This window comes from Streptococcus koreensis (assembly GCF_003627135.1).
GTDB classification, from domain to species: Bacteria; Bacillota; Bacilli; order Lactobacillales; family Streptococcaceae; genus Streptococcus; species Streptococcus ilei.
The window spans coordinates 1002184-1018314 of record NZ_CP032620.1; the positions used below are offsets into that span (position 1 = coordinate 1002184).

Consider the following 16131-nt stretch of genomic DNA (forward strand, 5'->3'; position numbering starts at 1 on the left):
GTTAAGGTGGTGTAAGAACTGACTTAACCAAGTATATAAAAAGGAGTTTTTATGGAATTTCATCGACAACAACGTTTTTCCATCCGTAAATATGCGGTTGGAGTTGCTTCAGTCTTGATTGGTATGGTCTTTATGGGATCGGTGGTTTCAGCCGATACTGTAACACCGACTCCAACAGCAGTAGATTCTTCGGTACTAGTATCCGATAGCACAACGACAGATGAAAAGGCAACAGAGCCGCCAATCGTTGCTGCTAAGGAAGATATCCCTGCTGTACCAGTAGAAGAATCGGCTTCCGTTGTCCCTGCTCCAGCAGAGACAGAGGGGAAGGACCAGGCAAAGCAACCCCAGAACACTTCTTCAGTTGCTAGCATTCCTTCAAATGAGCACTCAAAAGAAGAAAAGTCCTTGTCCCCTTCTGTTATTGCAAGGCCAAAAGACAATCCTGAAGTTGTTGCGACGGACACTCCCAAGGAAGTAGCTAAAGAAACTCTAGAAGATGCAAGTCCAGTCGAGGTCCTAGTTCGCCTGAAAGAAAAGGTTTCGGATGGAAGTGGAGCAGGATCTCCGACTTCAAAAGAAGCTCGTATCCAGCAAACCAACCAAGATCATGAACAATTTTTGAAAGAACTTGAAAGACAATCCATTCAGTTCAAAAAATTGTATGACGTTAATTTGCTCTTTAATGGACTGGCTCTAGAGACGACCTATGGAGATGCTAAAAAGATCCGGGGACTAGCACGTGTAGATGCCGTAGATTATGCTCCACTCGGTCGGACCAGAGTAGCGGAGGACCAGCCTGCTCCTGCATCACCAGCTTCAACTACGACCAAGGTCAGTGAAGAAAATAGCCTCATCAATTTACAGCCACTCTGGGATAAAGGCATCAAAGGTCAGGGACAGGTTGTAGCAGTTATCGATTCAGGGGTGGATCCGGCACACGATATTTTCCGCCTGACAGATATCAGTAAGGCCAAGTACAAGAGTGAAGCAGAAATTGAAGAAGCTAAGAAAAAAGCAGGCATCACTTACGGAAAATGGTACAACAATAAAGTCGTCTACGTTCACAACTATAGTGATATGAATGATAATGTTAAAGAAGACGATCCAATCTCTCACGGAGCCCACGTGGCAGGAACGGCTGTGGGTAATGCCTCTCAACCATCCCCAAATGGTGAAATTATCCGAGGTGTCGCTCCAGAAGCCCAGCTCATGTTTTTACGTGTTTTCTCAGATACTAAGGGCGGGCAGGTTCAAAATTTCATCTATACCAAGGCGGTAGAAGATGCCATCAAATTAGGGGCTGATTCCATCAATATGAGTTTAGGAACCGCATCAGGCTCTATTTATGATGTTGGAGAAATCACGCGCCAGGCCTTTGATGCAGCAAGAAAGGCGGGAGTAACCATTACAGTTGCTTCTACCAATATGGCCACCAATGGCTTCTGGCACAGCAAGCCACTTGCAAGCACACCAGATTATGGAATGACAGGGACCCCATCCGTCAATCCCAATGTCCTTTCGATCGCTTCGATTAATAGTCTGACCAAGCATGAGTCGACAGAAGCAAGCTTGACAGTAGAAGCGTTAAAAGGTTCGAAAGACTTCCCAGATGGCAAAATTCCGATGCACTCCTTTGTAGAACGCGACGCCTTTCGTACGACGATCCCTCAAAGCTATCTCCATGTAGAAAAGGGAGGGATCGACCACTACCAAGCTGATAGTATCAATGGTCACTTAGTCCTTACTGAACGAGGCGGCGAAGTTTCTGATGTGGATAAGATCAAAGAACTTAAAAGAGCTGGAGCAACAGGTGTAATCTTTTACCAGACCGAGGAGCAGGGCAATAATCCCGTAGGATTTGACTTAGAAGGTCTCGGAGAACGATTCCCAGTTGGGGTCATTGGGCATGATGCCGGAAGTGTCCTAGCTCAACATGCCAATGACTACCAGCTCCATATTGCCAACAAATTCAAACGTGTGCCTTACGATGCGGCTAATCAACTATCCGACTTCTCCTCTTGGGGCCTATCAGCTGATGGCGACCTCAAACCAGATGTCACCCTCCCAGGAGGTATGATCTATTCATCTGTTAATAATGGAGAGTACTATATGGATAGGGGGACCAGTATGGCTTCTCCCCATGCAGCAGGAGCCACTGTGCTGGTGAAACAAGCCTTGAAGGAGCGCTTCCCTCATCTCAGTCCAGAACAGTTGCAAGTTCTTGTCAAACAAATGACCATGAGTACGGCCGTTCCACATGTGGATGAGGAGACCCAGGCCTATTCTTCTGTTCGTCAGCAAGGGGCAGGGGTTATGGATGTTACAGCTGCAGCTCTAGGGGATCTCTATGTAACAGCCAAAGATGCCAAAAGTAGTCTAACACTTGGCAATGTCACCGATACCTTTGAGTTTGACGTAACCATCCACAATCTTTCCAATAAAGATCAGTCTATCCGCTATGAAACCACCCTTCAAACAGACCAAGTCCAGGATGGCAAATTCACCCTTCATCCGCGTTTGTTAGAAACCCTAGATGGCAAGGAAACCATCACAATTCCAGCCAATGGTCAGCGGACGATCCACGTGTCAGTTGACGCAAGCAAGTACAAGGAAGAGCTCAGCAAGCAAATGCCAAATGGTTATTTCTTAGAAGGTTTTGTACTTGTCAAAGATGCCAGCACCAACAAACATCTGGTCAGTCTCCCTTATGTTGGCTTCCATGGAGATTACCAAAATCTTCGCGGGATCGAAAAGCCTATCTACGAATATACAGGTAGTGACAAGCCATTTTACTACTACAAGGACAAGACAGACTATCCAGATGAAAAAGTCCCAGAAACGCCAGAGCGTCATCCAGACAACCATTTTACTTCTTTGATTAGTTATGTCTATGAAAATGGAGAGTCTGTAGCCAAAACTCTAGGTCAAGATGGGGATAACTTTGATGGGGACCAACTCTACTTCTCTCCAAATAATGATTCCAGCTTTGATAGCATCAAGGTCAAAGCCGTCATGCTTCGCAATGTAGAAAATGTCCATCTTTCTGTCTACAAGAAGGAGGATACGGCACGAACCAACCCGATTTACGAAGTTGGAAATGAAGTGCATCGAAAGACTGACTGGAGTTACCGGATTGGGAATCGCAGTGAAGAGTTTTATGAAATCTCTTGGGAAGGCTTGGACAAAGATGGCAAGCAATTGCCGGATGGAGAATACCAATTTGTGATTACCTACCGTCCGACTGCTTCAGGAGCCAAACAACAAGAACTCAACTTCAAGGTTAAGATTGACAATACGGCTCCAAGCATAGAGACTGGAAGTGCTCAGTACGATCCAAAGACCCGGATTTTCCGTCCAGGTAAGGTGATTGAAACCGGCAGTGGACTAGCAGGAACTTATCTGTCCTACGTCAAGGACGGGGAAACAGTAGCCTTGGAACCTCAAGAGGACGGCAGTTATCTGCTTCCAGAAGGGGTGGACCTCTCTACTGTTCGTTATAGCATTTGGGATAAGGTCTACAATACCACTGAGATGGACATCAAAGGGAAGAAAATAGAGGCAACGCCCCCAACGAATGAAGCCAGCTCAGATGAACAACCAACCGAGACAGAGACTGAAAAACCAAAGGCTGAAAAGGGGACCTTAGAGGTCGTCTTTAAAGATAGCAGTGGAGAAGTGATTTCTTATTATCCATCTGTCGTTCGTTACCAGGTAGTGGATGACCAAGGGCGGGTTGTGGAAGGAGAGTTCAATGCTTCCTACAATGGCGGTACCTTCCCAGACTTGCCTTTCGGTACTTATATAGTCAAAATCACCTTATCGGATTACCATTATGATTGGGGAACAGAATTGGTGAAGAAGGTGACCATTTCACCTGAAAATCCACAGCCGAAAGTGACCTTTGCCTTCCACTATTTAGATGAAAATAAACTCACTATTGGATTTGATCAGCCAGTTCCGATAGGAACGGTCGTAAAAGTGGTAGGCAAAGACGGTATTAGTCGCCTTCTTCCACAAAGCATCTATGATTTGCAGCGCTTTGAGACCATGCTGATGAACGGATCTTATCGTGTCCATGTGGAACTCCCGGCAGGCTATCGTGCATCGGAAAATGATTTCCTTTATGAAGTGGCCAATCAGATCAATTTCCATCTTCTTTCTTTCGTCAAAGCTAGCCCAGAAGAGTACGGTGGAGCGATCGTAGCACCAGTGGATCCAGCAACTCCTGTAGCTCCAGTGCTGCCAACCAAACCAACAGTTCAACCAACTGAATCAGAAAGCAAAGAATCAGACAAGGTTAAACCAGTCGCTGTTACCTATCATACAGGTGCTCAAGAAGCTGTAGTTACATCTACACCAGTAACTGGTCTTCCAAAAACAGGTCAAGAAGACTTGGTTTCAACAGTCCTCAGCCTCCTTGGTATGACCTCACTGGCTGTAGCAGGGTTTGTAGCTCGCAAAAAACGTGAAGAAAACTAATAAAAAAAGGAAGATTCCTCTCTAGGAGGACTTCCTTTTTAATATTTTCTTTGTATTAAGCGATTAGATACATATTGTATTAGTAATCAATCACGTGTTCGTTTATTAGCATTCAAATATAACTTTTATTGTTGAAGCCTTAATTTAATAGAGATTATTGATCAAAAATTATAAATAATATAAGCTATTTAGCGTTCTGTCACTTCAATTGGATCTAGTATAAAAAGTTCACCTGTAGAAAATTCTCGAATAGTAGCTTTTATATGAATGTTTTGACCGATCCCAATACCATCTCCACTGAAATTCCTAAAGACGGAGGTTGGAGCAACATCATTGAATTGAAAGGCTGGACCTGGAGAAGCAAGATCAGGGCCAGGATAATCACCTGCATAGATTAAAATATCATAACGCGTTTTATAATTTCCATGAGGATTGAAATAAGCTATATAGCCATTAAATTCAACAACTTTCCCCTTGAATTTTTGAACAAAATTTGAAATTGCAGTTGGATCTTCAGTTTTTAATATAGAAGCAAATTCAGGATTGTTATCAGGATTAATAACCTGTGTTTCAGATGGAGTAGGAGTGTCAGATGTGTTTGAAGATGCTTGAGAGGAGCTTGATGAAGTCGTGGTTGAACTAGAAGAAGTTTTGGAGGAACTAGGAGAGGACTTAGTGTCAACTGAAGAGGAACTAGAGTTCTTTTTTGTGTTTTTATCTTTCTTCTGTGTTGAATCTTTAGTTTCTTTGTTTTCAGATTTATCTTCTTTAAAGGTATGATAGATTACTGTAATTTTAGCATTTTTAGGGAATTCTTGTCCCTCGGTAAAATCAGTATCTCCGTTAATAGTCACACTTTCAATTTCTCCATCTTTTTTTAACCAACCAGTGACAAGATCTTCTATTTTATCAGTTTTGACATCTGTAAAACCAGCATCTTTTAATTGGTTAACGACGACTTTATAATTTTTCTTATTTATGTTCTTAGATGATATAGGCAATTTTATATTGGTCGATTGGAAATTATCTTTATTTTCTGAGCACGAACTCAAAAAAAGTATGACGATAATAGATAAGATTGTACTTTTGATAATTTTCATAATTAATCTCCTTTTCGATTATATTGTTAATATATTCTTTTGTTTTTATTATATAAATCTATTGATAAAACGTCAAGGTAATAGAAAAGAAATTTAATAATTTCATTATTGTTACATATAAACGAGGTATATAATTACCACATTTGTTTTTTAGATAAACATATTTACCTTGAAAATTCTGTATCTTTCTTTATTTAGGGAAAAGACATATAAAAAAGTCGTAGCTTATATTGACTACGACATTTGATCAATAGTTGATTAAGTGTTCATTTCCACTTTCTTCACCCAGACACTGCGGACAAAGAAGAGGCTGACGAGGGCGAGAATTAGGAAGATCCCTGCGACATAATAGTAAGGTTGGTCAAGAGTTGTTGAGCGACCTGATAGGTTGACAATGCCTCGGTAGAGGGCTCCTGCAGTTGCCGTAGCAACTGCAGAGTTCCAAAGATTGAGCGTGATTCGAGAAAGGCCTTTTACCACTAATTGCAGAGCCACTAGCAGGGCACCACCGATCAAAGGAATCAAGAAGAGGTAGTGCATGAAGGCAGAGGTTTCCCCAAAACTAAAGTGTTCGTAGATGCGACTTCCGACAAAGAAGAATGCTGAGATTAGAGTGTACCAGAGGATGGTCTTTTTCACTCGTTGTTTAATAGGATTAGTAACCGATGTAGACAATGTCACTCACCGCCCTTTCTGAGATAGTACCATTTGTTGTTGGTTTGTTAATAACCTGGCCGTTGAAGTAAAGGGTAGAAGAACCACCACCGTCCAGGTTATAGGCTGTTTTAACGCCATAAGATTTCATCACTTCAGCTAATTGGTAGAGAGAAAGACCTTCACTCTCTGAAGTACGTCCATCTGAGACGACAATGATGTAGCGGTTTTCATCGATGATCCCGATGGCTGTTCGTGGGTTAGAAGACATGGATTGACCTACTTCCGAATTAGTATCAACGACAATTTCCCCATCTTCAACCAAGGAAGGTCCGAAGGCAAGGAGATTGACGACCCCATCTTTGACCAATTGCTCAGCTGAGATTTCATCCTCGTAGATAATCTTGAAGGAACCATCCTTATAAATGGCTAGGTCGCCATTGCTAGAGTCTTCACGAACCGTATCGCGATAAACCACTCCGTTTCGGATGACATAGCCGGTACTATTGGCTCCGTAGTAGTCACCATTGACGGCTAGAATAGCATTATTCTCAGCTGCCGTGACAGATGTCTTGGCTGTCACGTTTGTTCCATAGGTATTTTGGGCTAGAGCCGTCTTGAGATAGTCTGAGGAGCTAACCGTAATATCTGCAATGTAAACCTGGGTATTTTCAACTGTTTTTTCTGTCAAGTTTACCTGGATATTGTCATCGGAGTAACTGCTATCTGTAGTTGTCGCAGAAGCCGCAGCTTGTTTAGCAGCTTTAGTATCAGTAGTCGTAGCTTTGACTGTTTGGATAGCATCCGATAAGACAAAGGTCTTGAGCATAGAATAGCTGAGGGAGCTTGTTAGCAGGATACCAAAACAAGCAGCGTAGGTATAGGATTTTTTAAAGAATCTCATGAGTAGGTGCAGTCCTTTCCTTGAAAATGATTTTTTTCTGAATCAGCCATGAGACGACGAAAAGCAAGAGTCCGACGATCACCTTGCTAAGGAGCAAATGGAGACCGAAGCTTGTATAGAAAAGTCGAATCAAGAGGGTATCGAGAATAAAGAGTCCAATAGCAAGTCCCAAGTAACCACTTCCGGTTCGGGCCACGCTGTCTTTGTTCTTAAAGACGAGACGTTTATTGGTCGAGTAGTTAAAGATGGAGCTCGTCACACGAGCGATCCCGTTTGCCAGGAGGATCCGGAGAGTAATCGGCACCGCCATCATCACGAAAAGGAAGAAGGCATAGACCAGGTAGTCAACGATAAAACTACTCAGGGAAGATAGGGCAAACTTGAACATGTCCTTGTAGATCATGAGGCCGTCTCGAATAGGGCGGAAGTGAGACCCTTCATTGTCATTGATATAGACTGTTTCAATCGGAACTTCTAAGATGGGGAAGGACTTGCTCGCTGCAAGGAGCACATTCATTTCGTACTCATACCGTTGTCCCTCAATTTCTAACATAAAAGGGATCATGTTAGTTGTAAAAGCTCTAAGGCCAGTCTGCGTATCTGTCACAGGGACCCCTGTTTGTTGCTTGAACAAGAAGCGGGTCAACTTATTTCCAAAAGCAGAACGTAAAGGAACCTTGCCTGAAAAGGCACGTGCCCCTAAAATCAATTGGTTTAGATTTTCTTGCGACTGTTTGGCCACGCGGAAGATATCCCATACCTTATGTTGGCCATCGGCATCGGCAGTGATGACTGTCCCGTATTGCCCTTGCTCTTGAATGTAGGTGTAGGCTGTTTTGAGAGCCCCTCCTTTTCCAAGGTTCACTTCGTGGTGAAGGACGGTAGCAAGTCCGTCTAATTTTTCAAAAATAGCTTGGCACTCCTCAGAACTACCATCATCCACAACGATAATGGAGAAGTCACATTTTTCTCTTAATTTTTGAACCAGCTTGAGAAGTTTTTGATCGGGTTGATAAGCGGGGATGACTAAATAATTCATAACCGTTCCTCGTTTCTTGTTTGTGATGAAGGTAGTATAACGGCTCTTTCTTAAAGGTAACTGATATCAGTTTTCTTTAAGGAAAGGAAGAGATTTCCTTACTGTCAAAAAACTTGAGAAATACATAGAAGAAAAATAAATTTCTTCGAAAAGAATCAAGAGAACGTATTTTCACTTGCCATCTATCGCAAAGTCTGGTATAATAGTTTCTTGTGAGCAAACCTCACTTACCCCTTGCGAAGACTTGGGGTCATTAGACCAAAAGGAGGAACATATCAATGGCTAAATACGAAATTCTTTATATTATTCGTCCAAACATTGAAGAAGAAGCTAAAAACGCTTTGGTAGCACGCTTTGACTCTATCTTGACTGACAACGGTGCAACTGTTGTTGAATCAAAAGATTGGGAAAAACGTCGTCTTGCATACGAAATCCAAGATTTCCGTGAAGGACTTTACCACATCGTAAACGTTGAAGCGAACGACGATGTAGCTCTTAACGAGTTCGACCGTCTTTCAAAAATCAACGGTGACATTCTTCGTCACATGATCGTAAAAGTTGACGCGTAAGCCCTAACGAATAAAGAAGGTGACTAATGATTAACAATGTTGTACTTGTAGGTCGTATGACTCGAGATGCTGAACTTCGTTATACCCCTCAAAATCAGGCTGTTGCGACATTCTCACTTGCTGTTAACCGTAATTTTAAAAACCAAAATGGTGAACGAGATGCGGACTTTATCAACTGTGTGATTTGGCGTCAACAAGCTGAAAATTTAGCAAATTGGGCTAAAAAGGGTGCCTTAGTTGGGATTACAGGTCGTATCCAGACTCGTAATTATGAGAATCAGCAAGGTCAACGTGTTTATGTCACTGAAGTCGTAGCGGACAGCTTCCAATTGTTGGAAAGCCGCGCGAATCGTGAAGGACAAGCTGGTGGAGGCTATGCTTCAGCTGGAGGATTTGCAGGAAATGCAGCTCCAAGCTTTGGAGGATCTGAACCATCGAACGCAACACCAAACTTTGGACGTGATGACAATCCATTCGGAGCTAATCCAATGGACATCTCGGATGACGATCTACCATTCTAAGAATGGGTTTAACGAATTAAAACTATAAAGGAGAAATAAACATGGCTCAACAACGTCGTGGCGGATTCAAACGCCGTAAAAAAGTTGATTACATCGCAGCAAACAAAATTGAATATGTTGATTACAAAGATACTGAGCTTCTTAGCCGTTTCGTTTCAGAACGTGGGAAAATCCTTCCTCGTCGTGTAACTGGAACTTCAGCGAAGAACCAACGTAAAGTAACAACAGCTATCAAACGCGCTCGCGTAATGGCTTTGATGCCTTTCGTAAACGAAGATTAAAAAAGAGGTCCAGTGGACCTCTTTTTCATGAGCTTGAAAACAAGAGAGCGAATAAGACCCTTACGGGTCTTTTTTTCAGATCCAGTGGACCTCTTTTTCATAAGCTTGAAAATAAGAAAGCGAATTAAGACCCTTACGGGTCTTTTTTTACGAGCCTGGAAATGTGAGAGCGAGTTGAGGTCCAGTGGACCTCTTTTTCATGAGCTTGAAAACAAGAGAGCGAATAAGACCCAGGTGGGTCTTTTTTTCAGGTCCGGGGGGACCTCTTTGACCTTTCCTAAGCTCTAATCATGCTATAATGAGGGGAGAAATATATCAAGGAGCGCAACATGAAGGAAAGTACGATCATCAGAAGGATGATGAAATCTGATATTGAAGAGATCTCTCAAGCCTTTATCCATCAAGGGTGGCTGGGTAGAGAGGATACCTTGACCAGCTATTTGCAGGATCAGGAGAATGGAGAGAGGGATGTATTAGTAGCTGACTTTGATGGAAGTGTGGCAGGTTATATCACTATATTGCCTGATGCCAAGCACGGTCCTTTCGTGGGAGTCTATCCTGAACTAACTGATTTTAATGTTTTTGAGCTATTTAGAAATCGAGGAATTGGGAATCAACTCCTAGAGGAGGCGGAAAAAAGAGTCGGGCTACTGTCAGAGATTGTTACTTTAGGGGTTGGTTTACACTCGGGTTATGGCCCGGCTCAAAGGCTTTATGTTAAACGGGGGTATATCCCAGATGGATCTGGAATTTGGTTTAGGGATCAGCCCTTGGCCCCTTACAGTCCATGTGAGAACAATGATGACTTAGTTCTCTATTTTTCAAAAAGGTTGAACAAGGAAATATAGTAAATCAAAAAACGGATGAAATTTTCATCCGTTTATTTTTAGCGTCGTTGAGGTGCTGTATTGGCGCTCTTGATATTGTATTTTTTCTTCAAGTAGTAGCGGAGAAGAAGAGCCCCACCACCGAGTAAGAGCATGAACCAGTTTGGTACACGCGGGTTGAGGAATTGTGGGAGCAGAGCAGTGACCATGAGAATCACCACCCAAAGAATCATCGCCAACATTAAGATAGGGAGTGACTTGGTTAGAGCCGGACGTTTCATGCCACGTTTTGAAACATCGTAGTACTGATAGAAGTAGTAATACATCAAATAGAGCACAACCCCACCAGCCAAGCTACCAAGAGTCAAGGTGAGAAGTCCATAAGTAGTTCCCTGAGGTGCAAATAAGTTCATGAAGGCTGAAATCGCAGCAAAGAGACCGAAGACAAGAAGGAAGGAATCCGTAATCATGAGAAGAGGAGTATCATTTTCTTTTGGATGCTCTTTTTCATAGCGTTCCTGATTGCTAAATGCATTGGCCCAAACAGTTGGCGCTCCAAAGAGAGTTCGTGCCGTTACTCCTTTTGGTTGGTTTTCAAAGATAGCTGGAAGAATCTCTTCAATTAGGCTGGTAGCCTCTTCTTCCGTTTTGCCATTTTCAATCAATTGGTGTTTAGCGATACGAACGAATTCTTGGTTTTTCTTACTTAATTGGGTCAAATCAAATTGAGACATACATACTCCTTAGTTATATTTGTAGGTGTTAGAACCATTTTTTATGGATGAGGTAGACGACGAGGGAGCCGGTCATGGCGAAGGCGATAAAGATAATGAGCCAAAAGGCATTGGGTTCCCCGTTGAGCGGAAGATCATTGTTCTTGAAGTTCATCCCGTAGGCCGAGAAAATCATGGTTGGAATGGACATGACGATGGTCACCATGGCCAAGGTCTTCATGATATTATTCTGGTTGTTGGAGATGATCGATGCGAAGGTATCAGTCATGGAGTGGAGGATGTTTCCATAAATATCCGCCATCTCGATGGCCTGTTGGGTCTCAATCAAGGTATCTTCCAACAAGTCCTCGTCTTCCAGGTATTTCTTAATATTGCTGGTAGCGCTGGTTAATTTTTTAATCACGCGCTCATTAGTTTTCAGAGAGGCCTTGAAGTAGACGATGGTCTTTTCCAGCTCCATCAGTTCAATCAGTTCTTCGTTTCGAGTCGACTTGTGCAGTTGACTTTCAATCTGTTCACTCTTGCGATCCAAGGTACGAAGCGCGGTCAAGTAGAGCTCGGCATTTCGATAAAGGATCTGAAAGATAAAGCGAGACCGCATGAAGGTATAGAAATTCCGCAAGCGACGATTGATAAAGGAGTCTAGGAGAGGCAACTCTTCCAAACAAGTGGTGATGATAGCCTCTTCTGTTAGGATGATTCCCAAAGGGATGGTGACATAGTAGGTCTGATTGTTCCGTTCTTCCTTGATGGGAACGTCCACGATGATCAAGGTATACTCATCTTCGATGGTCATACGGGACATTTCTTCCGCATCGAGTGGTGCCCGTAAGTCGGCAATATCGATGTTAAAAGCAGAGGCGATTTCCATCGATTCACTTTGGGAAGGATTGACAAGGTTGATCCAGCTACCGGGTTCCAGTGTCTCTATTTCTTTAAATTCAGTCGTTGTTGATAAAAAGACCTGTTTCATGGTGCCTCCCCTTGTTTTTTTACACCTTAACATTATAACAGAAAAAGCACGCTTTTGGATAAAAGAATGCTGAAAAATTTGATATAATGAAGGATAAATAAATTGATGAAAAGTGGAAGAAATGCTCGATAAAATTGTCATTCATGGAGCGCGTGCTCATAATTTAAAAAATATTGATGTTGAAATCCCTCGAGACAAGCTGGTTGTGGTCACTGGTTTATCGGGTTCTGGGAAATCGAGCTTAGCCTTTGACACTCTCTATGCAGAAGGACAAAGACGTTACGTAGAGAGTTTATCAGCCTATGCTCGCCAGTTTTTAGGAAATATGGAAAAACCTGATGTGGACTCGATTGATGGCTTAAGCCCCGCCATTTCCATTGACCAAAAAACAACCAGCAAAAATCCGCGGTCAACGGTTGGTACGACAACGGAAATCAACGATTACTTACGTCTTTTATATGCTCGTGTGGGGACTCCCTACTGTATCAATGGCCATGGGGCGATCACCGCTTCTTCGGTCGAGCAGATTGTAGACCAAGTTTTGGAACTGCCAGATCGCCAACGCCTGCAAATCTTAGCTCCCATTGTTCGCAAGAAAAAAGGCCAGCATAAGAATATCATCGAAAAGGTTCAAAAAGATGGCTATGTCCGGGTGCGTGTGGATGGTGAGATCTTTGATGTGACAGAGATCCCAGAGTTGTCAAAAAGCCAGCAGCACACCATCGAGGTTGTCGTAGACCGGATTGTCATCAAAGACGGCATTCGTTCTCGTCTCTTTGACTCTGTAGAAGCAGCTCTCCGGATCGCAGATGGCTACGTGGTCATTGATACTATGGACGACAATGAACTGCTCTTTTCAGAGCATTATGCTTGCCCGGTATGTGGCTTTACCGTCCCTGAATTGGAACCCCGCCTCTTTTCATTTAATGCCCCCTTTGGCTCTTGTCCAGATTGTGATGGACTAGGGATCAAGCTAGAAGTGGACTTGGATTTGGTTGTTCCAGATTCTAGCAAGACTCTCCGTGAAGGAGCGCTTGCACCATGGAACCCGATTTCCTCTAATTACTATCCTCAGATGTTGGAACAGGCTATGATCCAGTTTGGGATTGATATGGACAAGCCCTTTGAAGACTTATCTCCAGAAGACCGCCACTTAATTTTTTATGGGTCTGATGGCAAGGAGTTCCATTTCCATTATGAGAATGAATTTGGTGGGGTTCGCGATATTGACATTCCTTTTGAAGGAGTCGTCACCAACATCAATCGCCGCTACCACGAAACTTCTAGTGACTTCACCCGCAATCAGATGTTGTCCTACATGAATGAATTGACTTGTGCCACCTGCCATGGTTATCGCTTGAATGACCAGGCCTTGTCTGTCCGAGTAGGAGGAGAGAAGGGGCTACATATCGGGCAAATCTCTGACTTGTCCATTGAGGACCATCTGAAGGTGATAGCTGATCTCCAATTAACCAAGAATGAAGAGACCATTGCTCGTCCGATTCTCAAAGAAGTCAAGGATCGCTTGAGCTTCTTGAACAATGTTGGCTTGAGTTATCTGACCCTTTCTCGCTCGGCCGGGACTCTATCTGGGGGGGAGAGTCAGCGGATTCGCTTGGCAACTCAGATTGGTTCCAATCTCTCAGGAGTCCTCTATATCCTAGATGAGCCGTCAATCGGTCTCCATCAAAGGGACAATGACCGCTTGATTGCTAGTCTTAAGAAGATGCGTGATTTGGGAAATACCTTGATCGTCGTCGAACACGATGAGGATACCATGAGAGAAGCTGATTATCTGATCGACGTCGGTCCAGGAGCCGGAGTCTTTGGAGGCGAGATTGTTGCGGCTGGAACGCCTAAGCAGGTAGCCCGCAATAGCAAATCCATCACTGGTCAGTATCTTTCTGGTAAACGGGCCATTCCAGTACCAACTGAACGGCGGGTAGGCAACGGACGCTTTATCGAGCTGACAGGTGCCGCTGAAAATAACTTAAAAGAGGTGACAGCACGCTTCCCGCTTGGCAAGTTCATTGCTGTAACTGGCGTTTCTGGCTCAGGGAAGTCAACCTTAGTCAACAGTATTTTGAAAAAGGTTCTGGCTCAAAAATTGAATCGCAATTCGGAGAAACCAGGGAAATACAAAACCATTTCAGGTGTCGAGCACATTGATCGACTGATCGATATCGATCAAAGTCCGATTGGGCGCACTCCACGCTCAAATCCAGCTACCTATACAGGAGTATTTGACGATATTCGCGATCTCTTTGCCCAAACCAATGAAGCCAAGATTAGAGGCTACAAAAAAGGCCGCTTTAGTTTCAATGTCAAAGGGGGCCGGTGTGAGGCTTGCTCGGGAGATGGTATTATCAAGATTGAGATGCATTTCCTACCGGATGTCTATGTCCCGTGTGAAGTCTGCCATGGGCGCCGCTACAACAGTGAAACCCTGGAAGTTCACTATAAAGAAAAGAATATCTCCCAGGTTTTGGACATGACCGTCAATGATGCAGTCGATTTCTTTAAACACATTCCAAAGATCAATCGCAAATTACAAACCATCAAGGATGTCGGCTTGGGCTATGTGACCCTGGGACAGCCGGCAACGACACTTTCCGGAGGAGAAGCCCAGCGGATGAAGTTGGCTTCCGAGCTTCATAAGCGCTCAACTGGTAAGTCCTTCTATATTTTGGATGAGCCGACAACAGGTCTTCATACAGAGGATATCTCTCGTTTGCTCAAGGTCTTGGAACGCTTTGTAGATGATGGCAATACCGTTTTGGTCATTGAGCACAACTTGGATGTGATTAAGACAGCGGACCATATCATCGACTTAGGACCAGAAGGTGGTGTCGGTGGTGGTACCATTATTGCAACAGGGACACCAGAAGAAGTAGCCAGCAACCCAGCTAGCTTTACAGGACAGTATTTGAAAGGGAAATTACAATGAACCAACGAATTACAAATCTACGAACTAAAATGAAGGCACAGGATCTAAAAGCTGTCCTCATTAACAACTTGAAAAATGTTTACTATTTGACAGGTTTCTGGGGATCAAATGGGACTGTTTTGGTAACAGAAGAGCGCGTGGTCCTCTTTACGGATTCTCGCTATACCATTCATGCCCATGCGACTTGTTTCCCCTTTGTTGAGATTGTTGAGACCCGCAATGAATTGGAAGAAGCAGCAAAAATTGTCAAAGATGCAGCTATCCATGAACTTGGCTTTGAGGATGAGATCACAGTTGCCTATCAGACCCGTCTGGCAACGGCTTTCTCAGGAGTCTCTCTAAGGGCCTTGTCTGATTTTGTGATGGAATTTCGTTTGATTAAAGATGAGACAGAAGTGGCAACCATCCGCAAGGCCTGCAGTATTTCAGATCAAGCCTTCCTAGATGTGCTTGAATTTATCAAGGTTGGTCAAACAACAGAGTTAGAAGCTGCGACCTTCCTGGATTTCAGAATGCGAGAATTGGGAGCTTCAGGTGTATCCTTTGATATCATCTCTGCTGCGGGAGAACGCTCTGCTATGCCCCATGCGACTCCTAGTGATCGCATTATCTCTGCTGGGGATGCCTTGACCTTGGACTTTGGCTGTCTTTACAACCATTACGTGAGTGATATGACTCGGACCATTTATGTAGGTCATGTCAGCGATAAGGAAAGAGAAATTTACGAAACGGTCTTGAAAGCCAACCAAGCTCTCATTGCTGAAGCGAAGGATGGACTAGGTTTCCGTGATTTTGATAAAATTCCTCGAGACATTATTGAGGCTGCAGGATACGGTCAGTACTTTACTCATGGAATTGGACATGGAATTGGTTTGGATATCCATGAAGAACCCTACTTCAACCAAGCATCAAAAGAAGTTATCAAGGCGGGGATGGTTTTGACAGATGAGCCAGGAATCTACATTGAAGGTCTATCAGGTGTCCGGATTGAAGATGATCTTTTGATTACGGAAAGCGGCTGTGAAGTCTTGACCCTTGCACCAAAAGAGTTGATTGTGATCTAAGGAAATTTGCAGAGACAGATTTGAGAAATCTGAGCA

13 protein-coding genes are annotated in these 16131 nt (G+C 43.5%); 7 read left to right on the forward strand and 6 right to left on the reverse strand.

Annotation, left to right across the window (positions count from 1 at the left end; all coding sequences use genetic code 11):
• The first annotated feature begins 51 nt into the window (after positions 1 to 51).
• Positions 52 to 4482: an SGO_0316/SGO_0317 family LPXTG-anchored serine peptidase gene (locus D7D50_RS05110; RefSeq protein WP_120701657.1), complete on the forward strand. Its 4431-nt coding sequence runs from the start codon at positions 52 to 54 to the stop codon at positions 4480 to 4482.
• Between the two features lie 188 nt (positions 4483 to 4670).
• Here the strand turns inward: D7D50_RS05110 and D7D50_RS05115 are convergent, their stop codons facing one another.
• The 4 genes from D7D50_RS05115 to D7D50_RS05130 form a co-directional block, all read right to left on the reverse strand.
• Positions 4671 to 5582 carry a DUF4839 domain-containing protein gene (locus tag D7D50_RS05115; protein WP_120701658.1) on the reverse strand — a complete coding sequence of 304 codons (912 nt, stop codon included), beginning with the start codon at positions 5580 to 5582 and terminating at the stop codon, positions 4671 to 4673.
• A gap of 258 nt (positions 5583 to 5840) precedes the next feature.
• The gene (locus D7D50_RS05120; RefSeq protein WP_120702328.1) at positions 5841 to 6257 is read right to left on the reverse strand and encodes a hypothetical protein; all 417 of its coding nucleotides are present in this window, start codon (positions 6255 to 6257) and stop codon (positions 5841 to 5843) included.
• Entirely contained in the window at positions 6238 to 7140 is a 903-nt protein-coding gene (locus D7D50_RS05125; protein WP_120701659.1) for a phosphodiester glycosidase family protein, read from the reverse strand. The genes D7D50_RS05120 and D7D50_RS05125 overlap by 20 nt, the downstream gene beginning before the upstream one ends.
• The gene (locus D7D50_RS05130) at positions 7127 to 8179 is read right to left on the reverse strand and encodes a bifunctional glycosyltransferase family 2/GtrA family protein (RefSeq protein ID WP_120701660.1); all 1053 of its coding nucleotides are present in this window, start codon (positions 8177 to 8179) and stop codon (positions 7127 to 7129) included. The genes D7D50_RS05125 and D7D50_RS05130 overlap by 14 nt, the downstream gene beginning before the upstream one ends.
• A 278-nt stretch (positions 8180 to 8457) precedes the next feature.
• On the opposite strand from D7D50_RS05130, the gene rpsF reads away from it, so the two are divergent.
• From rpsF to D7D50_RS05155, 4 genes are all read left to right on the forward strand, one after another.
• Complete coding sequence (rpsF, locus tag D7D50_RS05135) at positions 8458 to 8748, forward strand: 30S ribosomal protein S6 (protein WP_023024266.1); 291 nt, start codon at positions 8458 to 8460, stop codon at positions 8746 to 8748.
• A 26-nt stretch (positions 8749 to 8774) separates the two neighbouring features.
• Positions 8775 to 9269 (forward strand): single-stranded DNA-binding protein, encoded by a 495-nt coding sequence (locus tag D7D50_RS05140; RefSeq protein WP_006595680.1) that lies wholly within the window; start codon positions 8775 to 8777, stop codon positions 9267 to 9269.
• A 41-nt stretch (positions 9270 to 9310) separates the two neighbouring features.
• Positions 9311 to 9550, forward strand: coding sequence for a 30S ribosomal protein S18 (gene rpsR, locus D7D50_RS05145; RefSeq protein ID WP_000068664.1), 240 nt, complete (start codon positions 9311 to 9313; stop codon positions 9548 to 9550).
• A gap of 329 nt (positions 9551 to 9879) precedes the next feature.
• A complete protein-coding gene (locus tag D7D50_RS05155) occupies positions 9880 to 10398 on the forward strand; it encodes a GNAT family N-acetyltransferase (RefSeq protein ID WP_120701662.1) in 519 nt (172 codons plus the stop codon).
• 38 nt (positions 10399 to 10436) lie between these two features.
• On the opposite strand, the gene D7D50_RS05160 is transcribed toward D7D50_RS05155, so the two are convergent.
• Both D7D50_RS05160 and D7D50_RS05165 read right to left on the reverse strand, forming a co-directional pair.
• Positions 10437 to 11111 carry a DUF1129 family protein gene (locus D7D50_RS05160; protein WP_023024262.1) on the reverse strand — a complete coding sequence of 225 codons (675 nt, stop codon included), beginning with the start codon at positions 11109 to 11111 and terminating at the stop codon, positions 10437 to 10439.
• Between the two features lie 28 nt (positions 11112 to 11139).
• A complete protein-coding gene (locus D7D50_RS05165) occupies positions 11140 to 12084 on the reverse strand; it encodes a magnesium transporter CorA family protein (RefSeq protein WP_117744639.1) in 945 nt (314 codons plus the stop codon).
• Between the two features lie 121 nt (positions 12085 to 12205).
• Between D7D50_RS05165 and uvrA the strand changes: the two genes are divergently transcribed.
• Both uvrA and D7D50_RS05175 read left to right on the forward strand, forming a co-directional pair.
• Positions 12206 to 15031 (forward strand): excinuclease ABC subunit UvrA, encoded by a 2826-nt coding sequence (gene uvrA / locus D7D50_RS05170; RefSeq protein WP_117744638.1) that lies wholly within the window; start codon positions 12206 to 12208, stop codon positions 15029 to 15031.
• Positions 15028 to 16095 (forward strand): M24 family metallopeptidase, encoded by a 1068-nt coding sequence (locus D7D50_RS05175; RefSeq protein ID WP_117744637.1) that lies wholly within the window; start codon positions 15028 to 15030, stop codon positions 16093 to 16095. Before uvrA ends, D7D50_RS05175 begins: the two co-directional genes overlap by 4 nt.
• Positions 16096 to 16131: the final 36 nt, after the last annotated feature.